At 60.1% G+C, this 24,608-nt stretch carries 26 protein-coding genes; 17 read left to right on the top strand and 9 right to left on the bottom strand.

From position 1 onward, the window contains the following. The first annotated feature begins 4 nt into the window (after positions 1 to 4). The 3 genes from rplI to PM04_RS00380 all read left to right on the top strand — a co-directional run bounded on the left by rplI (position 5) and on the right by PM04_RS00380 (position 2,173). Positions 5 to 631, top strand: a complete 627-nt coding sequence (gene rplI / locus PM04_RS00390) for a 50S ribosomal protein L9 (protein WP_038002564.1) — start codon at positions 5 to 7, stop codon at positions 629 to 631. A 126-nt stretch (positions 632 to 757) separates the two neighbouring features. After that, a complete protein-coding gene (locus PM04_RS00385; protein ID WP_038002563.1) occupies positions 758 to 1,072 on the top strand; it encodes a helix-turn-helix transcriptional regulator in 315 nt (104 codons plus the stop codon). A 42-nt stretch (positions 1,073 to 1,114) separates the two neighbouring features. Continuing rightward, positions 1,115 to 2,173: a permease gene (locus PM04_RS00380; protein ID WP_038002560.1), complete on the top strand. Its 1,059-nt coding sequence runs from the start codon at positions 1,115 to 1,117 to the stop codon at positions 2,171 to 2,173. A gap of 57 nt (positions 2,174 to 2,230) precedes the next feature. Here the strand turns inward: PM04_RS00380 and tig are convergent, their stop codons facing one another. The 4 genes from tig to PM04_RS00360 form a co-directional block, all read right to left on the bottom strand. Further along, the gene (gene tig, locus PM04_RS00375; protein WP_038002558.1) at positions 2,231 to 3,556 is read right to left on the bottom strand and encodes a trigger factor; all 1,326 of its coding nucleotides are present in this window, start codon (positions 3,554 to 3,556) and stop codon (positions 2,231 to 2,233) included. A 256-nt stretch (positions 3,557 to 3,812) separates the two neighbouring features. Continuing rightward, entirely contained in the window at positions 3,813 to 4,337 is a 525-nt protein-coding gene (locus PM04_RS00370) for a MarR family winged helix-turn-helix transcriptional regulator (RefSeq protein WP_081945958.1), read from the bottom strand. A 182-nt stretch (positions 4,338 to 4,519) separates the two neighbouring features. Beyond that, positions 4,520 to 4,813: a succinate dehydrogenase assembly factor 2 gene (locus tag PM04_RS00365; protein WP_052068275.1), complete on the bottom strand. Its 294-nt coding sequence runs from the start codon at positions 4,811 to 4,813 to the stop codon at positions 4,520 to 4,522. Beyond that, positions 4,810 to 5,217 (bottom strand): helix-turn-helix domain-containing protein, encoded by a 408-nt coding sequence (locus tag PM04_RS00360; protein ID WP_038002557.1) that lies wholly within the window; start codon positions 5,215 to 5,217, stop codon positions 4,810 to 4,812. The genes PM04_RS00365 and PM04_RS00360 overlap by 4 nt, the downstream gene beginning before the upstream one ends. 83 nt (positions 5,218 to 5,300) lie before the next feature. On the opposite strand from PM04_RS00360, the gene PM04_RS00355 reads away from it, so the two are divergent. Then, positions 5,301 to 6,503, top strand: coding sequence for a pyridoxal phosphate-dependent aminotransferase (locus PM04_RS00355; RefSeq protein WP_038002555.1), 1,203 nt, complete (start codon positions 5,301 to 5,303; stop codon positions 6,501 to 6,503). A gap of 92 nt (positions 6,504 to 6,595) precedes the next feature. Beyond that, positions 6,596 to 7,429 carry a VPLPA-CTERM sorting domain-containing protein gene (locus tag PM04_RS00350; RefSeq protein ID WP_038002554.1) on the top strand — a complete coding sequence of 278 codons (834 nt, stop codon included), beginning with the start codon at positions 6,596 to 6,598 and terminating at the stop codon, positions 7,427 to 7,429. Positions 7,430 to 7,503: 74 nt separating this feature from the next. Here the strand turns inward: PM04_RS00350 and PM04_RS00345 are convergent, their stop codons facing one another. Then, positions 7,504 to 8,880: an MATE family efflux transporter gene (locus PM04_RS00345; RefSeq protein WP_038002553.1), complete on the bottom strand. Its 1,377-nt coding sequence runs from the start codon at positions 8,878 to 8,880 to the stop codon at positions 7,504 to 7,506. 140 nt (positions 8,881 to 9,020) lie between these two features. Between PM04_RS00345 and PM04_RS00340 the strand changes: the two genes are divergently transcribed. Next, positions 9,021 to 9,851 (top strand): DUF533 domain-containing protein, encoded by an 831-nt coding sequence (locus tag PM04_RS00340; protein ID WP_038002551.1) that lies wholly within the window; start codon positions 9,021 to 9,023, stop codon positions 9,849 to 9,851. Positions 9,852 to 9,919: 68 nt separating this feature from the next. On the opposite strand, the gene PM04_RS00335 is transcribed toward PM04_RS00340, so the two are convergent. Then, the gene (locus tag PM04_RS00335) at positions 9,920 to 10,513 is read right to left on the bottom strand and encodes a DUF177 domain-containing protein (protein ID WP_052068276.1); all 594 of its coding nucleotides are present in this window, start codon (positions 10,511 to 10,513) and stop codon (positions 9,920 to 9,922) included. Between the two features lie 138 nt (positions 10,514 to 10,651). Between PM04_RS00335 and PM04_RS00330 the strand changes: the two genes are divergently transcribed. Then, entirely contained in the window at positions 10,652 to 11,128 is a 477-nt protein-coding gene (locus PM04_RS00330; protein ID WP_038002549.1) for an outer membrane protein assembly factor BamE, read from the top strand. Positions 11,129 to 11,167: 39 nt separating this feature from the next. On the opposite strand, the gene msrB is transcribed toward PM04_RS00330, so the two are convergent. After that, positions 11,168 to 11,560: a peptide-methionine (R)-S-oxide reductase MsrB gene (gene msrB, locus PM04_RS00325; protein ID WP_038002548.1), complete on the bottom strand. Its 393-nt coding sequence runs from the start codon at positions 11,558 to 11,560 to the stop codon at positions 11,168 to 11,170. 178 nt (positions 11,561 to 11,738) lie between these two features. On the opposite strand from msrB, the gene PM04_RS00320 reads away from it, so the two are divergent. Both PM04_RS00320 and PM04_RS00315 read left to right on the top strand, forming a co-directional pair. After that, positions 11,739 to 12,476, top strand: a complete 738-nt coding sequence (locus PM04_RS00320) for a GNAT family N-acetyltransferase (protein ID WP_038002546.1) — start codon at positions 11,739 to 11,741, stop codon at positions 12,474 to 12,476. Positions 12,477 to 12,548: 72 nt separating this feature from the next. Further along, positions 12,549 to 14,378 carry an ABC-F family ATP-binding cassette domain-containing protein gene (locus PM04_RS00315; protein ID WP_038002544.1) on the top strand — a complete coding sequence of 610 codons (1,830 nt, stop codon included), beginning with the start codon at positions 12,549 to 12,551 and terminating at the stop codon, positions 14,376 to 14,378. Positions 14,379 to 14,380: 2 nt separating this feature from the next. On the opposite strand, the gene PM04_RS00310 is transcribed toward PM04_RS00315, so the two are convergent. Then, the gene (locus tag PM04_RS00310; protein WP_038002543.1) at positions 14,381 to 15,442 is read right to left on the bottom strand and encodes a serine hydrolase; all 1,062 of its coding nucleotides are present in this window, start codon (positions 15,440 to 15,442) and stop codon (positions 14,381 to 14,383) included. A 579-nt stretch (positions 15,443 to 16,021) separates the two neighbouring features. Between PM04_RS00310 and PM04_RS00305 the strand changes: the two genes are divergently transcribed. Next, on the top strand, positions 16,022 to 16,741 hold the full coding sequence (locus PM04_RS00305; protein ID WP_038002541.1) for a hypothetical protein: 720 nt from the start codon (positions 16,022 to 16,024) through the stop codon (positions 16,739 to 16,741). A 3-nt stretch (positions 16,742 to 16,744) separates the two neighbouring features. On the opposite strand, the gene parE is transcribed toward PM04_RS00305, so the two are convergent. Then, a complete protein-coding gene (gene parE / locus PM04_RS00300; RefSeq protein WP_038002538.1) occupies positions 16,745 to 18,703 on the bottom strand; it encodes a DNA topoisomerase IV subunit B in 1,959 nt (652 codons plus the stop codon). Positions 18,704 to 18,911: 208 nt separating this feature from the next. On the opposite strand from parE, the gene PM04_RS00295 reads away from it, so the two are divergent. From PM04_RS00295 to PM04_RS18375, 7 genes are all read left to right on the top strand, one after another. After that, positions 18,912 to 19,601 carry a dimethylsulfonioproprionate lyase family protein gene (locus PM04_RS00295; RefSeq protein WP_052068278.1) on the top strand — a complete coding sequence of 230 codons (690 nt, stop codon included), beginning with the start codon at positions 18,912 to 18,914 and terminating at the stop codon, positions 19,599 to 19,601. Between the two features lie 91 nt (positions 19,602 to 19,692). Beyond that, complete coding sequence (gene ppk2 / locus PM04_RS00290; RefSeq protein ID WP_038002535.1) at positions 19,693 to 20,574, top strand: polyphosphate kinase 2; 882 nt, start codon at positions 19,693 to 19,695, stop codon at positions 20,572 to 20,574. Positions 20,575 to 20,949: 375 nt separating this feature from the next. Then, positions 20,950 to 21,156, top strand: coding sequence for a 50S ribosomal protein L32 (gene rpmF, locus PM04_RS00285; RefSeq protein WP_038002534.1), 207 nt, complete (start codon positions 20,950 to 20,952; stop codon positions 21,154 to 21,156). A gap of 34 nt (positions 21,157 to 21,190) precedes the next feature. Beyond that, a complete protein-coding gene (plsX, locus tag PM04_RS00280; RefSeq protein WP_052068279.1) occupies positions 21,191 to 22,303 on the top strand; it encodes a phosphate acyltransferase PlsX in 1,113 nt (370 codons plus the stop codon). A gap of 1 nt (position 22,304) precedes the next feature. Beyond that, positions 22,305 to 23,282, top strand: coding sequence for a beta-ketoacyl-ACP synthase III (locus PM04_RS00275; RefSeq protein WP_038002532.1), 978 nt, complete (start codon positions 22,305 to 22,307; stop codon positions 23,280 to 23,282). Positions 23,283 to 23,381: 99 nt separating this feature from the next. After that, entirely contained in the window at positions 23,382 to 23,684 is a 303-nt protein-coding gene (gene ihfA / locus PM04_RS00270) for an integration host factor subunit alpha (protein ID WP_038002530.1), read from the top strand. Positions 23,685 to 23,744: 60 nt separating this feature from the next. Beyond that, positions 23,745 to 24,533 carry a MerR family transcriptional regulator gene (locus PM04_RS18375; RefSeq protein WP_081945959.1) on the top strand — a complete coding sequence of 263 codons (789 nt, stop codon included), beginning with the start codon at positions 23,745 to 23,747 and terminating at the stop codon, positions 24,531 to 24,533. Positions 24,534 to 24,608: the final 75 nt, after the last annotated feature.

Below are 24,608 nucleotides of genomic sequence, written 5' to 3'. Positions count from 1 at the left end.
AGACATGCAAGTGATCCTTCTGGAACGCGTGGCCAAGCTCGGTCAAATGGGCGACGTTGTTGACGTCAAACCCGGCTACGCCCGCAACTACCTTCTGCCCCAGGGCAAGGCGCAAAACGCAACCGAAGCCAACATCGCTGGCTTTGAGGCGCGCAAAGCCCAGCTCGAAGCGCAGAACCTCGAAACCAAAAAAGAAGCCGCAGCTATGGCTGAGAGTCTGGGTGGACAGCAGTTCATCGTGATTCGCTCCGCTTCTGACTCCGGCGCTTTGTACGGTTCGGTCACCACACGTGACGCAGCAGAGGCCGCGACTGAAGCTGGCTTCACCGTTGGTCGTAACCAAGTTGTTCTGCAACGCCCGGTCAAAGACCTCGGCCTGCACCCAATGACAGTGGTTCTGCACCCCGAAGTGTCGTGCGAAATCGTCATGAACGTTGCACGCAGCACCGAAGAAGCTGAACTGCAAGCGTCGGGCAAATCGATCCAAGAACTGGCCGCAGAAGAAGAAGCTGCAGCAGAGTTCGAAATCGCTGAGCTGTTTGACGATCTGGGTTCCGCCGCCGCAGACGACGACGATATGGCTGACAACATTGTCACCACGCCCGAGTCGGACGCAAGCGACGAGGCATAAGGCATCTTAACCGCCTAAAGCTTACACTCTCAAAGAGCCGCTCCTCACCGAGCGGCTCTTTTTCGTTTCGGGGTGATGATTGGCGCGTGCGGTTTACATAACTAGTTTTATGGTTATGATGGCCCTATGTCTGACACACTCGACACCACGGCAACCGCCCTCGCCGCCCTTGGCCACACCGCACGCCTGAGCGTGTTTCGACTGCTGGTGCAGGCGGGCCATGATGGGCTCACGGTGGGCGACATCGCGGCTTTTGTTGATTTGCCGCCCTCTACCCTCGCGCATCACTTGCGCACGCTGGTTCAAGCCGGGCTGGTGATACAGGAACGCCGAGGTCGGGAGATTTTGAGCCGCCCAGATTTTGCGAAAATGGATGCAACATTGGCCTTTCTAACCTCTGAATGCTGTCGCGGGCTGCCTGCGGCATTGGCCAAGGGGTAATTTTTTTGCTGCTCAAATAACTATAAAACTGGATATATTGTGATGTTTCAGCCAAACATTTTTACTGCCAAAGGGCCTCTAGGGTTCGCCTCACATATCTGGTCAGAGCATCGCGTTGGACTGGCGATCGTGGGCATCCTGGGCCTGATTGTTGCATTGGAACCACCCCAAGCCGTTGAAAGCACTTGGTTTACAATCGACGCCCTTCTCTCAACGGCGCCGTTTCTGGTGCTGTCCATCCTAATGGCAGCCTACGCATCTGCGACGGGCGCCGATGGCCTGATCGCCAAGGCGTTCACTGGGGCGCCGGTTGTGATGATCGTTGCTGCAGCGGCCTTGGGCGGGCTTTCGCCATTTTGCTCCTGCGGTGTCATCCCCTTGATCGCCGCACTACTGGCGATGGGTGTTCCGCTGGCCCCGGTGATGGCGTTTTGGTTGGCGTCCCCCGTGATTGATCCGTCGATGTTTATCTTGACGACGGGACTGTTGGGATTTGAGTTCGCGGTGGCAAAGACTTTGACAGCCGTGGGGCTTGGGCTGTTTGGTGGCGCGGTGACCCATGCATTAACGGCCTCGGGCCACTTTCGGGACGTTTTGAAACCGCAGGCGCGCGGAGGCTGCTGTGGTGCGGCGTCCCTCACCGCGCCAAAGCCTGTCGCGTGGAAATTTTGGACAGACCCAGCCAGACGCAGCACCTTTGGGCGAGAGGCTTGGGGGACCACGGTCTTTTTGGTCAAATGGCTAGCCTTGGCGTTCTTGTTGGAAAGCCTGATGCTAGCCTATGTTCCAGCGGCATGGATATCGGGCGCGTTGGGCGGATCGGGCTTGGCACCGATTGTGACCGCAACGTTCGTGGGCGTGCCCGCGTACCTAAACGGCTACGCCGCATTGCCGCTGGTGTCAGGGTTGATGGAGCAAGGCATGGTGCCGGGCGCGGGATTAACGTTTTTGGTGGCGGGGGGCGTGACCTCCCTACCCGCGGCGATCGCGGTCTACGCATTGGTGCGACCACGGGTGTTTGCCCTGTATATCGTTTTGGCCTTGTCCGGATCGTTGGCAAGCGGACTGCTCTATCAGCTATGGCTTGGTTCGGCGGCTTGATCCAAATGAAAAAGCCGCCCCAAGGGACGGCTTTTACACGATACTTTGATTGTAAGCTTACTCGTCTTCGAGAGCTTCAACCGCTGCTTGCAGCTCATCTTTTGTGACTTCTTTTTCAGTCACTGTGGCCAGCTCGAGGATGTAATCGACGACTTTATCTTCGAACAATGGCGCACGCAGCTGCTGCTGCGCTTGGGCATTTTTCTGAATGAACTCAAAGAATTCACGCTCTTGACCGGGGTACTGGCGTGCTTGGTTCATGATCGCTTGGGTCATCTCGGAGTCGGAGACTTCGATTTCGTTCTTTTGACCCAGTTCAGCGAGCAGGAGACCCAGACGAACGCGGCGCTCAGCGAGTTTGGTGTGCTCTTCGGTTGGCTCGATCTCGGGGTGATCGTGGCCTTGAACCTCAGGGTTTTCCTCGTGCCACAACTGGTGTGCGATCTGACCGGCTTCGGCGCTGACCAACATGGGGGGCAGTTCGAAGCTGACAAGATCGTCAAGTTGATCCAGCAGGCCACGCTTGAGAACCGCACGTGCGGCGCCAGCGTATTCTTGGCCGAGACGATCCACGATTTGCTCTTTGAGCGCATCGAGGCTTTCGGCACCGAATTGCTGTGCCAGCTCATCGTTCAGCTCAGCGGTTGCGGGTGCTTTGACTTCTTTGACGGTGCACTCAAACACGGCGTCTTTGCCAGCGAGATGCTCTGCGCCGTACTCATCGGGGAACTTGACGTTCACTTCAACAGCGTCACCGGCTGCGGCACCGACCAGCTGCTCTTCGAAGCCGGGGATGAAGGAGTTGGAGCCGAGCACGAGGGGGTAATCCTCAGCGGCACCGCCTTCGAACGCTTCGCCGTCAACTTTGCCGAGGAAATCGATCACAACCTGATCGCCATCTTCGGATTTACCGTCTTTGGCGTCAAAGTTCTGTGCGGACTTCGCAAGGTTGTCGAGCGCGTCTTGGATGTCGGCATCCGCAGGCTTCACGACCAGTTTCTCGATCGAAACGGGTGAGAAGTCGACCTCGGGGATCGTGGGCAGAGCTTCATAGGAAAGCGAGACTTCAACGTCGTCGCCTTCTTTCCAGTCTTCGTTGGTCATTTTGACTTCGGGCTGCATCGCAGGGCGGTCGCCGGACTCTTCGAAGTGCTTGGACATTGCGCCATCGATGGTTTCTTGCATGGCTTCGCCCAAGAGACGCTGGCCAAACTGCTTTTTCAAAAGCGCCATCGGGACTTTGCCCTTGCGGAAGCCCTTCATCTCGATTTCAGGCTGAGCTTCAACGAGCTTTTCGTTCACCTTGGTGTCGAGATCGGCAGCCGGCACGGTGATGGAATAGGCGCGCTTGAGGCCTTCGTTGAGGGTTTCGGTGACCTGCATGTGGGGTTCCCCTTGAGCTGAACGTCCCATTGAACGTCTTGATGCGTGTAAGTCTGCGCCGATGCCATAGCCAAAAGGCCCGCGGCGGCGGCGGGTGTAAATCCAGCGCTTTCTAGGAAGGGTGCGTCCGGGGTGCAAGGGGATTCGCCACTTGTCCCCCTGCGGAGGGCTCAAGCATTGCCATATCCATAAAAAAAGGCCGGACAGCGCACCCGCATGTCCAGCCATTTTGATCTGAGGGAACCGAATGGTCGCCTTAATAAATGTAGCGAATTTGGTCTGACCAATACCGCTCAATCCGTTTGAGCGTCATGTTAATGTCGAAAACCTTGTCGGCGTTGATGCCCGTGGCCTCTTCCACCCCGATGGCGTGGCGCAGGAACAAGTCTTGGACGACATCGCGCACCTTGCGCCCCTTGTCCGTTAAGCGGACCCGAACCGAGCGGCGATCAATTTCGCACCTTTGGTGGTGCATGAAGTCATACTCGACCAGCTTCTTGAGATTATAGGAGACATTCGAGCCTTGGTAATAGCCCCGCGATTTCAGTTCACCTGCGGTGACTTCATTATCGCCGATGTTGAACAAAAGAAGCCCTTGGACAGCGTTGATCTCTAGGATGCCGAGGCGCTCAAACTCATCCTTGATCACATCCAAAAGAAGGCGATGAAGGCGTTCGACAAGGGCGAGGGATTCTAGATACCCCGTCCAAATGGCACCGGGGGCGTCGTCGGCATCCTTTTGAAAGGAAGGAACACCGGTAAAGGCTTCAAGTTTACTCATAATAAGGCTCCGCACATCTGCTTTGGCCCAACATACGTGCGGATTTCTCAACATTCGGTTAAAGGCGATAAGAAATCGTCGAGAATACATCTCTAGTTGCTTGAAACTTGCGCACATTCGCCTAGCACGCATCCTATCGGCACGCAAAACGCGCCGATAGAAACCAGTCATAACCGGTTGATTTATTGGGCCTGTGCAGCCCTGCGCCCCAGATCCGCGATCAGATCTGCGTAGCGCGCAGGTGGCTCAACCTGCCGCGTCACCCATTGCAGGATGTCGTGGTCATTCTCGCCCATGACGGCCTCAAACAAGTCCAATTCCGCGTCACTCATGCCCGCAAGTTCGTCATTTGCGTAGCCGCCCAGCACCAAATCCATCTCTTTGATGCCGCGCCGCCAGGCCCGGATACGCATACGCTTCAAGCGGACTTCGCGGCTTTCGGGGCCGGCGTTCGGCTCTGTCAACGGCGCGCTCATTGGTCGACCTTTGGGGTCGTCAAAAGGACCCGCAGACGTTTTTCGACATGACCCAAACGATCCGCCAAGCTAGAGGCCTCTGTGCGTAGTTGGCGGATTTCCAACAGCAAATTGCGGCTGTCGGAATTAGGGTCCGCAGCTTCCACCGGGGCATCGACCCCGTCACCTTCGCCGGTCAGCAACCACACGATCGATACGTTCAACAGCCCCGCAAGCATTTGCAGGCGGTTTGCGCGCGGCTCCGCAAGGTCATTTTCCCAACCACGGAGGGTCTTGACCTTGACCCCCAAACGCTTGGCCAATTCGGCTTGATTCATGCCAGCGGCATCGCGCGCGGCGGCGAGCCTGTCGCCAAAGGTCGCGTTGGCCTCTGAGTACCAGTTCGTTTCTGCTCCATCTTCCATGGGCGTCTCCTTGATCCCGGTCTTGACCCTGCTCGGCCCTAATGTAGGACAGTCTTAACCCTATCGTACACTTCGAGGCGACCATGTCCTTTCTCTCTGCGACACTATCCCGCGTAAAACCTTCGCCCACCATCGCCGTCAGCAACAAAGCCGCCGAGATGCGGGCCGCGGGTGCTGATGTGATCGGCCTTGGCGCGGGCGAGCCGGATTTTGACACCCCCGCCCACATCCGAGCGGCTGGGATTAGCGCGATTGAGACGGGCAAAACCCGCTACACCGCCGTAGACGGCATCGCGGAGCTGAAATCCGCCATCTGCGCCAAGTTCAAACGCGACAATGGGCTGGATTACACGCCCGCCCAAGTCACCGTGTCTTCGGGCGGCAAGCAGGTTCTGTACAACGCGCTGATGGCCACGCTGAACCCCGGGGATGAGGTCGTGATCCCTGCCCCCTATTGGGTGAGCTATCCTGATATGGTGCTTTTGGCAGGTGGCACGCCGGTGGCCGTGGAATGCGGCATCGACGTGGGCTTTAAGCTTACGCCGGAGGCGCTAGAGGCCGCGATCACGCCCAAAACCAAATGGCTGATCTTTAACTCCCCCTCCAACCCCACGGGCGCGGGCTACACCCGGTCCGAGCTAAAGGGCCTGACGGATGTTCTGATGCGCCACCCCCATGTTTGGGTGATGACCGATGATATGTATGAGCATCTCGTCTATGACGATTTCACCTTTTGCACCCCGGCAGAGGTCGAGCCCGGCCTCTACCCCCGCACCCTGACAACCAACGGTGTGTCCAAGGCCTATTGCATGACCGGCTGGCGCATCGGCTACGCCGCAGGCCCGGTTGAATTGATCGCGGCCATGCGCAAGGTGCAGTCGCAAAGCACCTCCAACCCCTGCTCAATCAGCCAATGGGCCGCCGTTGAAGCGTTGAACGGCCCGCATGACTTTATCGCAGAGAACAACGCGGCCTTCGTGCGCCGCCGCGATCTGGTGGTTGAGATGCTCAACAAGGCCGAGGGGCTGACCTGCCCCGTGCCGGACGGCGCGTTCTATGTGTACCCATCTATTGCCGGCTGCATCGGCAAAACCACCCCAAAGGGCACGGTCATAGACACTGATGAGACCTTCGCCACGGCCCTGTTGGAGGAAACCGGCGTGGCGGTCGTCTTTGGTGCCGCGTTCGGGGTCTCTCCGAACTTTCGGGTCAGCTATGCCACCGCAGACGACACCCTGCGAGAGGCGTGCACGCGGATCCAGCAATTTTGCGCCGCTCTGCGGTAGGCTGCACGCAAGCGTTAAAATTTGGCTCCGAATAAGATACAATCATCAGCGTTTGCTACGTTTTGATGACATATCTTTGAGGAGACTTATCAATGAAGTTTTCAATGCGCGGTCTGATTACGGCCGCAGCTATTTCGTGCGGGCTGGTGCCTCTGGCCTCCAACGCCGCCACATTTGATGTCGACTGGGCCGGGCTCACGTCTGGTGATTTCACTTTAGGGGCATCTGCGATTAGCCGAGATGTTGGCGGCGTGACGGTCCGTGCCAGCGGCTTTACCGCAGGCGTCGACACTGTCAGCGGCGCCCAAAGCCTGATCGGCCCACAGGCGGCAACAGACGTGACCGCCTGTACCAATCTGAACCCCGCACTCTGCCCGGGTGGACGCGCAAATGGCCTGCGCATTTCCTCGGCCGGCCTCGGTATCCGTGACGGTTTTAACGGCAACCTTGGGCTGAACGGCTATACGGACGCGACAGGCCAAGCCGTCAGCGAGTTCATTTTGTTTGAATTTTCTGCCGCCGTAGACATCGGGGCAATCGTTGTCGATGACGTGTCGAATTCACCCCGGCCGATTTGGTTCACGGCAAGTGCGTCAGCCATTGACCTGTCATCCGATCTTGGCACAGCCTTAACGGGACAGAACGTAACCAACAGCCCCGATGATGCTACGGATGGGTTTTTCACCCATGCGGCCAATCTGACGGATGTTCGCAGTCTGCTTGTGGGGGCGGCATTTTCTGGTGGCGATTTCTTCGGAATCGATCGTCAGAATGCAAATTTCTATGTAACGGGTTTTTCGGATGTTGCTCTCACGAGCGTCCCCGGTGGCGGCCCACCTGCCGCTGTTATCCCACTTCCTGCCAGCTTACCGCTGTTGGCCGTGGGGTTGATCGGGCTTGGCCTCATGCGGCGCAACCGCACATAATAGCTGTGTGTTCAGTATGACTAACGACAGGGGGCCCGTTTGCGCGCCCTCTGCCACTGCTTGCAACAGATACCTCAGGTGCTGCTCTGTACCATCAACGGGTGGCGCAGGAAGCGGCGGGTCATGAGTGCGCCCGCCACGCTTAGCCCAATGGCAAGCCCCAGCCAGACGCCCGCAGGACCAAGCCCCAGCGGCAGGCCCAGCACATAGCTGCACGGCACCCCAATGCCCCAATACCCGATCACCGCAAAAACCATCGGTCTGCGGGTGTCTTGGACCCCGCGCAACAGCCCCAGCGCCATCACCTGCGCGGCATCCGCGACTTGGAACAAGGCTGCGACCATCAAAAGAGTGACGCCAAGGCTCAGGATCGCGGGGAATGCCGGGTCGGAAGCATCCACAAAACCGCGCACCATCACCCCCGGCACCCCAAAGAACGCGGCAACCGTGAGGGCCACCACAAGCGTGGCCAAGATCAGGCCCGCCTGCGCCACCTTGCGCAGGGCCGCCCCGTCGCCGCGTGCATAGGCCGTGCCCGCGCGCACCGTCACGGCCGCCGATAGCCCCAAGTGCACCATAAACGTCGCCGACGTGATCTGAAGCGCGATGCCGTGGGCAGCCAAAGGCACCGCCCCCAACGTCCCGATGATGAGGCCAGACGCCATGAACAGCCCACTTTCCGCCAGAAGCGTCAGGGAAATCGGCCAGCCAAGCGCAAAGATCTCACGCGCTTCAAGCCAATCGGCCCGCCAAAACCGCACAAACACCTCAAACTGCGCCATCGCGGGGCCGCGCACCGCATAGATCGCCAGCACGGTTGCCATCACCGCATGCACCGAGAGCGACGCATAAGCCGCCCCCACAAGCCCCAGTTCCGGCGCGCCCAGATTGCCGAAAATCAGCACCCAATTGAGAAAGGCGTTCACCGCCGCGGCCCCAAGCGTGGCCCATAAAACAACTGCCGTCCGCTCTAGCCCCGCAAGGTGGCTGCGCAGCCCCGCCACGATCATCGCAGGCACCATGCCCAGCCCCGCGATGCGTAAATAGTCTTGCGCGCCCGCCGCGACATCTGCGTCCTGCCGGAGCATCAGCAAAAGCGGCTCGGCGAAGAAAAAGATCGGATAGGTCAGAACCGAAAACGCCAGCCCCAGCCACAGCGTCATCCGGGTGATCCGGCGCACGCGCTGCGGGTCATCTTGGGCGGCGGCGACCTTGGGCAAGGCGGCGGCCGAAAAGCCCGATCCGATGATGAACACCGTGAAAAACAGGGTCGAGCCCAGCACCGAGGCCGCAAGGGCCGCAATGCTATACCAGCCCAGCATGATCGTATCGACAATCCCCACAGCCGTCTGAGCAAGGTGGCTGCCGATTAACGGCAGACCCAGCACGAGGGTGCGGCGGACATGCTCACTGACGCTGTGCGCCTGCGGTTGGGGGATGGTTTGCTCCATGCCTCGCTCTACGCCCGCACCGCCGCCTTGGCAATGCATGGGTCCGGCGGTGGCAAGCCGGATGCGCCACCGCGCCCAACACGCTTGGGGGAACGGCGATGTGCTGCTAGGCTTGCGACGTATTAAATAAGGGGATTCATATGTCATTGGTAAAGACACTGGCCAAAGTGGCCATCGGCGTGGCCATCGCAAAGGGCGTGAGCGCGGCAACAAAGGGCGGCGGCACGGGCGGGATCGCTGGCATGATGCGCGGCACCGGCGGTGGGGGCGCATTGGGTGACATGATGTCGTCGCTGACCCAAAGCATGCAAGGCGGCGGCGGCGCGGCCCAAGGGCTTCAGGATATGATGGGCAAAATGCAAACTCAGGGCGCGCAGGCGGGGCAATCCGCTATGGGGGCGATGGGCGGTTTGGGCGATATGCTGAGCAAAATGGCCGGCGGCACCGCAGCCGCAGGGGCCCCGGGCGGCGGATTGCAAAACCTGCTGGGCCAAATCGGTGGGAGTGGCGGCGGACTGGGCACAGTCCTGGGTGCAGGCGGTGCGACCGCAGGTGCGGGCGGTTTGGGCGCCCTGCTCGGTGGCGCGCTTTTGGCCGACCCCACGCCCCCGGCCCCGTCGGACGAAGAAATCGCCCGCGTCATGCTACGCGCAATGTTGCAGGCCGCCAAATGTGATGGCCGTCTGGACGAAGCCGAACAAGCCCAGATCACCCAAATGGTCGGTGACGTTAGCCCCGAAGAGGCCGAATTGATCCGCACCGAACTGGCCGCCCCCGTGGACATCGAAGGCCTCGCCTCTGAGGTGCCCCAAGGGATGGAACAGCAGGCTTATATGATGTCGCTGATCGCCATTGATCTCGATAGTCAGGCCGAGGCGAATTACCTGATCGATCTGGCCGGTGCGCTGCGCCTGACCCCGGAACAGGTGGATGCGCTACACACCCAAGCGGGTGAGCCAAAGATTACCTAGCCGCTTTGGGCCACGCGCTTTCGGGCGCGTGGCTTATGGTATGATGTCGCCGTCAGGCGTCCGTTAGATTAATTGTCCTCGGGCTCATCCGCGGCGCCGTCCTGCTCCATCTGCGCCTTAAGGGCTGCAAGGCCCGCAAAGGGTTTGACTTTGTCTTCGGTCAACGGCTCCGCACCGGGGGGGGCCGCGACAAGGTCGAGATCTTCAATCCCAGCCGCGCGCGGATAGGCTGGCACCAACAGCGCGAGCGCCTCTTCCATCACCGCGCCCACATCCACGACGGCGGGCAGCGGCTCAACCGTGTCGTCATCGGGCATTTCGGCCTCGGCCTCTGTGACGTCTTGCCAGTTCGACACATAGTGGCGGGCAACCTCATCCTCGATCCGCGTGATCACCGGCTCAAAGCTGACCCGGCAGGGTTGCTCGACCGTTGCGCCCAGTTTGCCCGTCAGCCGCCAATCGGACCCGCGTTGCGGTGTCAGTTCCACCACAAACCGCAGTTTGCGCAGCGCGCTCAGCCCCAGCGCGTCCGCAATCGCCGCACACTGCCCAGCGTTGGGTTCCAACACCACGCGCGTTGTCTTTCGCTGGGCCAAGTCGGCCAGTCGTACGGGGTGTGGCACCGTTGCCGACACGTCGCCATCACTGTTCAGATCGTTCATCGCGCTCTCCTTCAACCAAGGCACGGGCTTGGGGTGCGGGCATTGCCCGACGCTCCCCTGTTGCGCCGCCCTGTCAGACAAGGTAATCGAGTAGAACGACCCGCCAGATATGGCAAGAGCAGCAACAAGAGGCCGTGCATGTCCAACCTGCCCTCCCCGTCCATGGGCGCCATGACGCGGGCCATCGTAATCGCCTGTCTGTGTGTGTTCATCTCCGCCTGCACCGCGCAGTTCCAGAACCACGGCTACACCCCGTCTGATGATGATCTGTCTGCCGTTTTGGTCGGTATCGACACTCGCGACAGCGTATCCGAAACCGTCGGTCGCCCCACATCCTCGGGCGTTTTGCAAGACCAAGCGTGGTATTACGTGGGCAGCCGGGTGCGCACATGGGCATTCACCGCCCCCGAAACGATCGAGCGTGAGATTGTCGCAATTTCCTTCGCCGACGATGGCACCGTGGCCAACATCGAACGCTTCGGCCTAGAGGACGGTCAGGTTGTTGCCCTTTCGCGCCGCATCACCGAAACGTCGATCCGTGAATTCGGCCTGATCCAGAACATCTTGCGCAACTTTGGCCGCGTTGATGTGGGTGAACAGCTGGCCCAGCAGTAGCCACAGCATCGGCGCGCCGCAAAGGGCGCGCCTTTTGGCTTAGTCCTCAGCCTCGAACGTCATCGCAACACCATTGATGCAATACCGCAGGCCCGTGGGTTGCGGCCCGTCCGGAAATACGTGGCCCAGATGCGCATCACAGCGGTTACAATGCACTTCAGTGCGGCGCATGAACCACGAGTTATCAACGCTTTCCCCCACTAAATCAGCATCCAGTGGTTGAAAGAACGACGGCCAGCCCGTGCCGCTTTCGAACTTATGTGCCTGATCGAACAGCGGCGCGTCGCAACACACGCACCGAAAGGTGCCCGGCTCTTTGGGGAAATCATCATGGGTGCCCGCCCGCTCGGTCCCGTGCTTGCGAGTGATCTTGAACGCCTCTGCACTCAACTGCGCGCGCCATTCCTCGTCAGATTTGACAATTTTGTCCATCTTGGGATGTTCCTTGTGCTCAAAACCCATTTGTCATGGCTGTGATACAGATTGCATCTAGCCCTGCGTGCAGAAATAGGCGTCACTAGGGCGGGCGCAAGGGTTTGACATGCACGCACCTTTAACGGGGCTTCACAATCGGGTGGCCCCGAACCCGAAACCAAGACAGAAACAGGCAATGGCTCAGACAGATTTCCTCCTCGACAAAGGCCGGTACCGCGCGCGGGTGGCGCGCACCGACGCAGAGCTGGCGCAATGCCACGCCCTGCGCAGTGCCGCGTTTCGGGGCGGTGCGCCGGATGTGGATGCGTTTGATGCGCGATGCCTGCATGTCATGGTGCACGATTATCAAACTGACGGCTTGGTGTGCTGTTTTCGGGTAATGCGCCTGTCCTCGGGGGCGATGATCAGCCAAAGCTATGCGGCACAATTCTATTCTTTGGACGCGCTGGAACATTTTGACGGACCGATGTTTGAGATGGGCCGCTTTTGCATCGCACCCCATGCCCAAGACCCCGATATCCTGCGCGTCGCGTGGGGGGCGATGACACGGCTGGTGGACGAAGCCGGGGTCAAACTGTTGTTCGGTTGTTCCTCGTTTGAGGGCACGCGGGCCGAGGCTTATCTGGATACATTCGCCCTGCTGCACGCGCGCCATCTTGCGCCCAGCCAGTGGCACCCCCGGGTCAAAGCACCGGCGGTTGTGCGGTTTGCTGACAGCCCGTCCACGCAGGACCCTAAGCGTGGCTTGGCCAATATGCCCCCGCTCTTGCGGACATATCTGATGATGGGCGGTTGGGTGTCGGACCACGCCGTCATCGATGCCGACCTTGGCACGCTGCATGTGTTTACCGGCCTCGAAATTGCGGCCATACCGCCTGCGCGCAAACGCCTTTTGCGGGCTGTCGCAGGCTGATCGCGCGGTTAAACGCGCAAAAAACCCAACGCACCGCTTGACCCGCCTGCCCCCCTCGCTTAGCGCGGGCACATGGCTCGTATCCCCCTTCTTCAATTGTCCGATATCTCGCTCACCTTCGGTGGCGCGCCCCTGTTCAAAGACCTCGATCTGGTCGTGCATCCCGGTGACCGCGTGGCGCTGGTAGGGCGCAACGGATCGGGCAAATCGACCCTGATGAAAGTTATGGCCAACTTGGTTGAGCCGGACACAGGGTCGCGCGTTTTGGCGCCTGCCACCTCGACCGGTTACATGGAACAGGACCCCGACCTAAGCGGATTTGAAACCTTGGGCGATTTCGCGCGCAGCGGCTTGGACCCGGCGGAATCCTACCGCGTTGATATGGTGGCAGAGGGGCTCAAGATGAACCCCGACATGGCCACCCAAAGCGCCTCCGGCGGGGAGCGGCGCCGCGCGGCACTGGTCAAACTGCTGGCCGAAGCGCCTGAATTGATGCTGCTCGATGAGCCGACCAACCACCTCGACATCGAAGCCATCGCGTGGCTGGAGGCGGAGCTAAGCCAAACCCGCGCCGCATTCGTGCTGATCTCGCACGACCGGGCGTTCCTAAATGCGCTGACCCGCGCGACCCTTTGGGTCGACCGTGGCCAAACCCGCCGCCAGGAAAAGGGCTTTGCTCATTTTGAAGCATGGCGCGACAAAACATGGGAAGAAGAGGACGTGGCGCGGCACAAGTTGGACCGCAAAATCAAGGCCGAAGCCCGCTGGGCCGTTGAGGGCATCTCTGCCCGGCGCAAGCGCAACATGGGCCGGGTCCGCGCCTTGGGCGATCTGCGCCAAGAACGCTCTGACATGATCCGCCGCCAAGGCGCTGCCGCGCTTGAACTGGAAAGCGGCAAGGCCTCTGGCAAGCGGGTGATTGAGGCCAAAGAGTTGGAAAAACGCTTTGGCGACAAGGTGATCCTGCGGCCCTTTGATCTGCGCATCATGCGCGGCGACCGCGTGGCATTTGTGGGGCCAAATGGGGTTGGAAAAACCAGCGTTCTCAAGATGTTGTTGGGTGAAGTTGAACCAGACGCAGGCACTGTCACCCACGGCATCGGCTTAGAGATCGCGGTGTTCGACCAAAGTCGCGCCGCTCTCGATCCCGAGGCGACCCTTTGGGACAGCCTCACGCTCGACCCGCTGCTGGGTGTGAGCGGCAATTCAGATCAGGTGATGGTGCGCAGCACCGCGCGGCACGTCGCCGGATACCTCAAGGATTTCTTGTTCGACGAACGCAGTCTGCGCGCGCCGGTCAAGTCGCTGAGCGGCGGGGAAAAGGCGCGGCTCTTGCTCGCGCGGATCATGGCCCTGCCCTCCAACGTGCTGGTGTTGGACGAACCGACCAACGATCTGGACGTAGAAACACTGGACCTGCTCCAAGACGTTTTGGGCGAATACGACGGCACCGTTTTGCTGGTCAGCCACGACAGGGATTTCTTGGACCGCGTCGCCTCGACCACGATCGCGATGGAGGGGGACGGCCGCGCCGTAGCCTATGCCGGCGGCTGGTCGGATTACCAAGCGCAGCGCGCCAAGGTTGCCGCAGAAGCCGCCTCCAAAGCCAAGGCCGCCGCGCCGAAACCTTCGGGCAGCAAGGTCGCGGACAAGCCAGCCGCGGCTGAGCCGAAGCAGGGGCTCAGCTACACCGAACGTCACCGCCTCGACGCGTTGCCCGCTGAGATGGAGCGGATCTCCGCCGAAATCGCTAAGCTGGAGGAGCTGCTGTCGGACGCAGAGCTATTCACCCGCGAACCGGTGAAGTTCCAAAAAGCGACAGACGCGCTTGTGGCGCGCCACACGAAGTTGGCGGACTGCGAAGAGGAATGGCTCGCGCTGGAAGAAAAAGCCGAAGGCTAGGATCAGCTGGGACGGCAGGTCAGTTCGCGCAGAAAGCAGACCGCATCGAACAGTTCTGAGAACGCGCGGGCGCCGTCCTGCACGCCGCCATTGAACAGCGCCACCAAGGTGAATCCGTCCGACAAGACGAACACCGCCGAGAATACCCCCGGCAAGTGGCCAAAGTGCGTCAGATGCGGCCCCTGAGGTCCGGGCCACACCCTCCAACCCAGTGCGTAATAGCTGCCGTCTGCGCCCTCGGGCGTGGCGCTGGTTTGCGCCATGTGGGATTGCACAGCGAACCGCCAATAGGCCGCCGCCGTGCTATTTGCGCCCCCTGCACTGGCCAGCAGGCTGGGGTCACTGTGCAGCGTGTCTGTCGCCGCGAGCGGGAGCCACTTTGCCCCGTCAAACAGCCAATGCGGCTGCGCGATTACCCCGAAATTCACCCCCGGAGCGGCCTGAGCCACGCTCTGGTATAAATCGTGATCTTTGGCGGCCAGCAGCTCAGACAACAAGCAATAACCGATGTTTGCATAGTGCTCAGACGTGTCGGGCGCGTGGTCCAACGGACGGCTGGCCCATGTGAGCCGCGCAAGCGCCGAGCATGGCATGTCCGGTGTGCCGCCCACACGTTCGGGCGCAAAAACGGGATCAAAGCTGGCGCGCCAATCAAAGCCCGCACGGTGCGACAGGATATGACGGGGCGTGATGTCCAGCGCGCGCGGATCAAAGGGGGGCGGCAGGTCCATCTGCGCGGCGAGCGGCGTGTCCAGCGCGATCACGCCCGCCTCTGCCAGCGACAGAACCGCGGCAGCGGTCAGCGGTTTGGTGAGTGAGGCGATGTGCAAGCGCGCGTTGGCGTCTATGGCCGTGCGCGCCCCGGGATCTGCATCGCCGAGGCCATAGACCGAAGGCTGCCCCCCGCGCGGCCCGTACGCGATTACCCCGCCGGGCAGGCTGTGGGCGGTGCGAAAAGCGTCGATCAGTTCGGGCAACGGGTCCCGCGGGCTGCGCGTATTCAAAAACAGCGCGGCGGCGACAGTGACGCAGATTGCGACAAATAGGAGTAGGATTTTGGGCATGGTGACCTCTGTCCCCTTTCCACCATCTTGGCGCAGTCAAGCCGTTGCGGCAAGTATGGAGGGGTCGAGACCGCTGTGCCGGAAGCAGGCGCGATGCCGCTGGGTGTTGGGTTGTCCCGGATAAGTGCCGGCTTCAGACCGCGATTGGTTGCCGCTGTTAGGAGAGGGACTCGTCCGATCCGAGGGGTCGAAAACGGTTCGCCGCAGGCGACATAGGCTCCGGGGGAGCCTTTGAGGTCTCGACGGGCGGAGCCCCGGGCTAGCGCGTGAGCCGCAGCCGCCCGTGTGGGGCTGCGGGACGTTTCGGCGCAGCCGATGAAAGGTCCGGGGGACCTTTCAAGTGCCGAACGGGCGGAGCCCCGGGGATACAACATTTGGTCAGGCTTGTTGCCGCTGTTTGGTGAGGGACGCGGCCGGTCCGAGGGTGGTAAGCGCGCAGCGCGTCCGCCCGTGGGGGCGGATCGGACGCGGCCCGGTCTCGAGACCGGGCGACCCGAAACGTTCGTGACTTAGTCTTAAAAATCTTATCTGTAGTTCGGATTACTGCGCTGTCATTACTATTTTAAGGTGGTTTTACACATGACGTTTCATACTCCAGAAGAAAAATTAAAAAACCTTAAGGCAAAGCTTGGGCCTGAGTTTGGAACGGCGATTTATTGGTTAGACAACGCATTAACCAACGCCTTTATTGAACTACAGATTTTTCACGGGTTTTTTGTGACATCCCCAAAAAGAGTCGAGGTTCTCAATGAAGCATCGGGTTTAGTCGCCACGTACGCGGGCAAAACACTTTGGGACTCACTATGCATGTCAATTTGTAGGTTAACCGATCCTAAGAAAAGTGTAGGCCAACCAAACCTGTGCCTCGAGACACTCTGTGACTACTTGAAAGAAGCGGAACACCCCGAGTTCAGAACACTTCTCAATGATGCCATGCAGACCGCGAAACCTTTTAGAGCAAGGCGCAATAAAGTCTTGGCACATGCTGATATAGACATCGCAACGAAAATAAGCACCATAAAAGGCAATAGCTATAATGATACGAAAAATTGTTTAGATAAGTGCGCCGTGTGTGTAAACTATGTTTACGGCGAGTTCTTTGCTACGACTATGCTGTACGATGACTGTATCACGGCCACAAAAGACGAGCGTGCATTTTTAAAGTCGCTTTATTTGGGCAACAAACTAATCGCCGACAACTCCGCAGCGACCAAAGCTGCAGTCGTCAAGAAGGACTGGACCGAAGTCGAACGCCTTGAGACGGAGGTGGAAGTTCCAGGTTGGATAGAGAGGGAATGAGACTCAAACATCCAACTCCTCCACAAACCTTGCATTCTGTTGGATATACTCAAACCGCTTCTCGGGCTTCTTGCCCATCAGGCGCTCGACCAAGTCTCCGGTTTCGCCCGGCATGTCCTCATCTACCGTCACGCGGATCAGCTTTCGGGTTGCGGGGTTCATTGTCGTGTCTTTCAGGTCCTTCGCGTCCATCTCGCCCAGACCCTTGAACCGGGAGACGTCGATTTTGCCTTTGCCGCCCACGCCCTTTTCCATCCACGCGTCGCGTTCCGCTTCATCTAGGCAATAGACCCGCTTGGCGCCTTGGGTCAGGCGGAACAGCGGCGGGCAGGCCAGATAGAGATGCCCTGTGTCGATCATCGGACGCATTTGCGTAAAGAAGAACGTCATCAGCAGTGAGGCGATGTGGGCGCCGTCGACGTCCGCATCGGTCATGATGATAATCTTGTCGTACCGTAGGTCCTCAACGTTGAACTTACTGCCCAGCCCCACGCCCAGCGCCTGCGTCAGGTCCGAAATCTCAGCGTTGGAGGTCAGTTTGTTCGACGCGGCCCCCAAGACGTTGAGGATTTTGCCGCGCAAAGGCAGGAGCGCTTGGGTCTTGCGGTCCCGCGCCATTTTGGCCGAACCACCCGCCGAGTCGCCCTCGACGATGAACAGCTCCGTGCCCTCGCGGTTCGCGTTTGAGCAATCAACCAGTTTACCCGGCAGGCGCAGGCGCTTGGTCGCGGATTTCCGCGCCGTCTCCTTTTCCTGCCGCCGCTTGAGCCGCTCTTCGGCGCGCAGCACGAGGAAATCGAGGATCGCGCCCGCCGCTTTGGTGTCTGCGGCCAGCCAGTTGTCAAAGTGATCGCGGACGGCGTTTTCGGTCATCCGGCCCGCTTCCGTCGTGGCAAGGCGGTCCTTGGTTTGGCCCACGAACTCCGGCTCTGCGATGAAACAACTGACCAAGGCGCAGCCGCCCGTTGTCAGGTCATCGCGCGTAATGGACGCGGCCTTTTTGTTGTTCGACAGCTCACCGTAGGCTTTGATCCCCTTCAGGATCGCGGCCCAAAAGCCTGCCTCATGGGTGCCGCCCTCGGGCGTGGGTACGGTGTTACAGTAGGACTGGATGAAACCATCGCGCGATGGGGTCCAGTTGATTGCCCATTCCACTTTGCCGGGTTGGCCGAATTTCTCATTGAAATCGACGGTGCCGGCAAAGGGCGTATCGGCGTAGGTCGCCGCCGTGCCCAGCGTTTCGCGCAGGTAATCGGCCAGCCCGCCTGGGAAGTGAAAGACCGCATCGGTTGGGGTCTCACCATCCTCAATCGCGGATTTCCAACGGATTTCAACGCCTGAGAACAGATACGCCTTGGAGCGGATGGATTTAAACAGGCGTGCGGGTTTGAAGCGATGGGCGCCGAAAATCTGTGCATCCGCGTGGAAGGTCACTTGGGTGCCGCGCCGGTTGGGGGCTGCACCGATTTTCTCCACCGGGCCTTGGGGGATGCCGCGGGAAAAGCGTTGCTCCCACAACTCGCGGTCACGGGCGACTTGGACAACCATCAGGTCCGACAGCGCATTCACAACCGAGGCCCCCACCCCGTGCAAACCGCCCGACGTCTGATAGGCCTTGCCCGAGAATTTGCCGCCCGCATGTAGGGTGCACAAGATCACCTCTAGCGCGGATTTGTCGGGAAACTTGGGGTGTGGGTCGATCGGGATGCCGCGCCCGTTATCCTTGATCGTGACAGAGTAGTCGGCGTGGAGTTCCACCTCGATGCGGTTGGCGTGGCCTGCAACCGCCTCATCCATGGAGTTATCGAGGACTTCGGCCACAAGGTGGTGCAAGGCGCGTTCGTCCGTGCCGCCGATATACATACCGGGGCGTTTGCGGACGGGTTCCAGCCCCTCAAGGACTTCGATGGAGGTCGCGTCATATGTGTCGGCATTTGCGCCTGAGAGAAGGTCGTCGGCCATGGAGGTACTGCTTCTTGTGTGAGGTTTGGGGCAGTATGGCCCATGTTGGGGCGCGGGGAAAGATGGTGCGGTGCAGCGGGTGTGCGGATGGCGCGGTTTTCTGGGGTCGCATGACCCGACGTACAGCCCGAGTGCCGCGCGCATTAATCATTGACCCACGCGGTTTGGGCTGTAGCTGTGGGGCAAACGCGCAAACCGGACCCGACTGATGCTGAATACCGACCCGATCCCTGCCCCGAACGCACGCCTCAAGGATGCTGCGAACTGGCGATACCTGCTTAAGGAATTCTATGAAATGTATCGCCACCTGCCCTCTGGGGGATCGGACCGGATCCGTGCGCACCTGCGCAACGCGCGCGAAGCGATCAGCCGGGTTCAGAAAGCCAACCCGGAGATGTCCTTTGACCCGCCCTGCAATTTGCCGGTGACGGATCATCTGGGGCGCGCGCTCGATGAGGGGCGTCAGGACCGCATGGCCCCCGTTGTGCGCACGCTGGAGCGTGTCGCCCCCGAGCTGAGCTGGCGCTATGGGTACGAAAAGGTCCCACGGGGGCTGGCGCGCAGCTATGGCTACGCCGAGATCGCGGGGCCAAGCGGGCCGATTGTGACCGATGAGATCATCCTTGGGGTGGTTCTGTTCGCCCCCGATTGCACCTATCCGGCCCATGCGCACAAGGGCATCACCGAAAGCTACATCTGCCTAAGCGGCGCGGTCTCGGAAAACCACCAAGGCGTGTATGCGGCAGGCTCACTTATCCATAACCCGCCAGAGCATTTGCACCGGATCACGGTTGGGCGCGATGAACCCGCCCTGCTGGCGTACGCGTGGTGCGGCGCCCGTGAGGATTTGGCGGGGCAAAAGATGAACTTCTCTCGCCCGCGGGGACCCAAGACCTAGGGACCCGCCCACCCGCCGATTTGACATAGCGCAAAGCGCATCGCGTTCCGACCTGTCACACCTGCATCGCACATGACGACAGGAGACACTGATGGACGGCATCCCCCCTGCCCCTGAACCCGGCACCTTTCCCACCGTGACCGCTGACAAAATCCGCGAGGCGTTTGAGACGGGCAAATATCCCTACAGCCACAAGATCGCGCGCCGGACATATGAGGCCGAAAAGGCCGCTCTGCAGGCGGAACTGCTGAAGGTGCAGCTTTGGGCGGCTGAGACGGGTCAGAAATTTGTGATGCTGTTTGAGGGCCGGGATGCGGCAGGCAAAGGTGGAACGATCAAACGGTTCACCGAACACCTCAACCCCCGCTCTGCGCGTGTTGTCGCCCTGAACAAACCCACCGATCGGGAGCGCGGGCAGTGGTATTATCAACGCTACGTGCAGCACCTGCCGACGGACGGCGAAATGGTCCTATATGATCGGTCGTGGTACAACCGCGCCGGGGTTGAGCGGGTCATGGGGTTCTGCACGCCTGCCGAATACCTCGAATTCATGCGCCAAACCCCTGAGTTGGAGAGAATGCTGACCCGGTCGGGCATAAGGCTCTATAAGTATTGGTTCTCGGTCACGCAGGCCGAACAAAAGCGCCGCTTCGAAAGCCGTGAGACGGACCCCCTGAAACGGTGGAAGCTATCGCCTATCGACAAAGCTTCGCTCGGGAAGTGGGACGCGTATACCGAAGCCAAAGAGGCAATGTTCTTTTATACCGACACCGCAGATGCGCCTTGGACGATTGTCAAATCCAATGACAAAAAGCGCGCGCGGCTGAACTGTATGCGTCATTTCCTCAGCACCTTGGATTATCCAGACAAGGACACGGATGTCGCCACCCCGCCCGATCCGCTGATCGTGGGGCACGCCAGTCACGTGATCCAAAAGTCTGATCATTTGCTTGCCGCGCGCCTGACCAACTAGGCGCGCCGCCGCGCGGGCCGGTTGAGGAGAGCCGCCCGCGCGTTTTATCCACCCCAAGCGAGAACCGCGGCCAAGACATTTGATCTCGTCCCCGGCCCTTGCTACGATCATGCCCTAGGGTGCGTCCAATATCCGCCCTGCTCCACGGGTTTTGAGCAAATGACCCGGGCCGTTCGGCCCACATACGGACACGTTGCAGGAAAGCTTGGCTTTGTTGGTAGTTCTCCCTTGCAACATACCTCGATTCACCCTATCGGTGCGCCCTCACGCCCCACGCCGTTACAAGCGGGCTGGACCGCATCGGCGAGCCAGTGTAGGGGTGCCCGAAATTTCCACTTCGGGGGCATCTGCCCCCCACAACGAATAGGGTGTCCCATGGCAGTCCCTCAGAATAAAATCACGAAATCGCGCCGCAACATGCGTCGTGCACACGATGCGCTCGTGGCTGATAACCCCGCTGAATGCTCCAACTGTGGTGAGCTGAAGCGCCCCCACCACGTGTGTGGCGCATGCGGTCACTATGCAGACCGCGAAGTGGTCGCACAGGCCACTGACATCGATCTAGACGACGACGCAGCCTAAGCGCATACTGCGCGGAGAGCCTTCGGAGACAACATTGGCAAAACGGCCCGGCCCGGCACAGCGTCCAGCTGTGATTTCCATCGACGCGATGGGCGGCGACCTTGGGCCCAAGGCCGTTGTTTCTGGTATGGCTATTTCTGCCAGTAAAAATCCGGACATTAAGTTCATCGTGCATGGCGACGGGCCCAAGCTTTCAGAGCTTGTGGCCCGTAAGCGCGTTTTGGATGGCCGGGTTGAAATTCGTCACGCAGATGATGTCGTCTCGATGGATGACAAACCCAGCCACGTGATGCGTCATGGTAAGGGGACCTCGATGTGGTCCGCCCTGGAAGCCGTGCGCGCAGGCGAGGCTGAAACGTGCCTGTCCTGCGGAAACACCGGGGCGCTTATGGCGCTTAGCATGGTGCGGTTACGCAAACTGCCCGGCGTGAACCGGCCTGCCATCGCGATCCTCTGGCCCTCTCGCAATCCGGGGGGCTTTAACGTCATGCTGGATGTGGGCGCGGATATCCGGGCTGAGGCGCAGGACTTGCACCAATATGCATTGATGGGCATGTCCTACGCGCGCAACGGTCTGGGTCTGCAACGGCCCCGTGTTGGCATTTTGAATGTCGGCACCGAAGAACACAAAGGTCGCCCCGAACTGCATGAGGCGCATGACATCATCGCCGCTTCAGCGGATGCCAACAAATATGAATTTGTCGGCTTTGTTGAAGGCGGCGATATCCCCTCGAACCGCGTGGACGTGATTGTCACGGACGGGTTCACCGGGAATGTCGCGCTGAAAACAGCCGAGGGCACGGCCAGCTTCATCTCTGAGGCGCTGCGCACCGCGTTCCAAGCCACGCCCCTGTCCAAAATCGCGGCTCTACTGGCGATGACGTCCCTAAGACGGCTCAAAAAGCGGATCGATCCGCGGCGCGTCAACGGTGGCGTGTTTCTCGGCCTGAACGGGACAGTCGTAAAATCTCATGGTTCCGCAGATGCCACCGGCGTTTCCGCAGCGATCAAACTGTCGTGGGACTTGGCGCAAACCGGATTTTCTGACCGCCTCGCAGCGCGTCTTGCATCTACTCAGTCTACAGGTCAAAGTGTTAACAAAACCGAGGCTGGGTTAACCCCCGAAAAGACCGATCAAGGCATCTAACATGAGCGTAATCCGATCCGTTGTGCGTGGTGTGGGCCACTATCTGCCCGACCGCGTTGTGGAGAACGCGGAATTTGAGACTTGGGTCGAGACGTCCGACGCTTGGATTCGGTCCCGCTCTGGGATTGAGCGGCGTCATTTCGCGGCCGAGGGGCAAACCACATCTGATCTTGCAACCCGCGCAGCGCAGGCCGCCCTTGCGGACGCTGGCATGGATGCCTCGCAGATCGACGCTATAGTCGTCGCGACCTCTACTCCCGATTTCACCTTCCCGTCCGTGGCGACAATGGTCCAAGGTGCCCTTGGGATGGAGCGCGGCTTTGCCTTTGATATCCAAGCGGTATGCGCGGGCTTTGTTTACGCCCTGACCAACGCGAACGGTCTGATTCTGTCGGGCCAAGCCGAGCGCGTTTTGGTTATCGGTGCGGAAACGTTCTCTCGGATTATGAACTGGGAAGACCGGACCACCAGTGTTTTGTTCGGCGACGGCGCGGGCGCTCTGGTCTTGGAAAAGGCCGAAGGCCAAGGCACCTCGGACGACCGCGGCATCCTAGCCACGGACCTCAATTCCGACGGTCGCTTCCGCGAAATTCTGTACGTTTCGGGGGGGCCATCCGCCACCCAAAGCACCGGCCACCTGATTATGGAAGGCAAGGAAGTCTTCCGCCATGCCGTTGAAAAGCTTGCCACTTGTACCGTTGATGTCGTCGCCAAAGCGGGCCTTACGACCGACGATATCGACTGCGTGATCCCCCATCAGGCGAACCTGCGGATCATCAAACGCACCGCCGACAAACTGGGCATCGATGAGAGCAAAGTTGTCATCACGGTCCAAGATCATGGCAACACGTCGGCGGCCTCTATCCCGCTTGCGATGTCCGTGGGCAAGCAGCGCGGTCAGGTTCGTGAGGGCGATTTGGTCGTCACCGAAGCCATCGGCGGCGGCCTCGCATGGGGCGCTGTGGTGCTACGCTGGTAACCGCTCATTTGCTGCGCGAAGAACATCTGCCAAGTGCTTGTTATTGACTCGAAAACCGCCGTGCCCCAATGTGGGTAAAACATGGCGAGGGACCCGGATATGACTTCAAAAACACTGACACGCATGGATCTGAGCGAAGCGGTTTTCCGCGAAGTCGGTCTGTCGCGCAACGAAAGCGCACAATTGGTTGAGCAGGTTCTGCTGCACATGTCCGATGCGCTGGTCCAGGGCGAGCAGGTCAAGATCAGCTCCTTCGGGACGTTCTCCGTCCGTGAGAAATCGGCCCGCGTGGGTCGCAACCCCAAAACCGGCGAAGAAGCCCCCATCCCGCCACGTCGCGTGCTGACCTTCCGCCCATCGCACCTGATGAAAGATCGCGTCGCGACTGGTAACAAAGCCTAACAAACTGTTCACGCGGAGCGGGCTAAAGTGCCGCCTCCATCCAACAGTTGAGGGGGAGTTATGAGCAAAAGCGCTGATGCCTTTCGCACGATCCGCGAGGTTGCGGATTGGTTGGGCGTGCCGACCCATGTTTTGCGGTTTTGGGAAAGCAAATTTGACGTGGTCAGTCCCGTAAAGGGGCCCGGCGGCCGTCGGTATTACCGCCCTAATGACATGCGCCTTTTGGGCGGTATCCGCGTGCTATTGCATGATCAGGGCATGACCATTCGCGGCGTGCAAAAGATGATCTCCGAAGATGGGGTCGCCCCGATTGAGGCTCTCTCGCCCGAGCCGGCCTTTGCGGACCCCAAGACCAAACCCTCTTCCTCACGGACCGCACGGCGTGGCGCCAATCGGCGCGTCGTCAAAGAGGACGCCAATGCGGGTGGTACCGGGCGCGGCGGTCTCTATGACCTCGATGCTTTGTCCGAAGAAACCCCGCCTGCCCCGTCCGAAGCCCCCATGGTGCATGTTGAGCCCGAACCGGTTGAGGCCGAAGTTCTCAGCTTTGCCAACGCGTTGCAAAAGAACGCAACACCAGTTGAAGAGGTGCCTGAGCCGGCAGAGGAGCCACTTATCCTCGACAGCGCACACCAAATCGTGGACGACGCAATCGCCCCCGAACTCCCGCTAGAGCCACCATCGCCCGAAATCACCGAACACGCTATGGTCCGCGCGCTGACCGCAAAAGCCGCCGCCAAGCGGGGCACAAACACCGCGCTCAGCGTCCAAAACCGCGCCAAGCTTGACCTTGTGGCCCGCCGGATCAAGCTTCTGAGCGACCGGATCAGTGCCGAGCTGAAATCCTGACGTGACGCTGGCTTTCGCACAGGGAAACACGACGAAAAAAGGTCGGACATTCGTGGCAATTGCCGCTTGCAGCCC

The sequence above is a fragment of the Thalassobacter sp. 16PALIMAR09 genome (assembly GCF_000765485.1).
Taxonomy (GTDB): domain Bacteria; phylum Pseudomonadota; class Alphaproteobacteria; order Rhodobacterales; family Rhodobacteraceae; genus Thalassobacter; species Thalassobacter stenotrophicus.
This window is presented reverse-complemented; position numbering and strand designations above follow the sequence as displayed.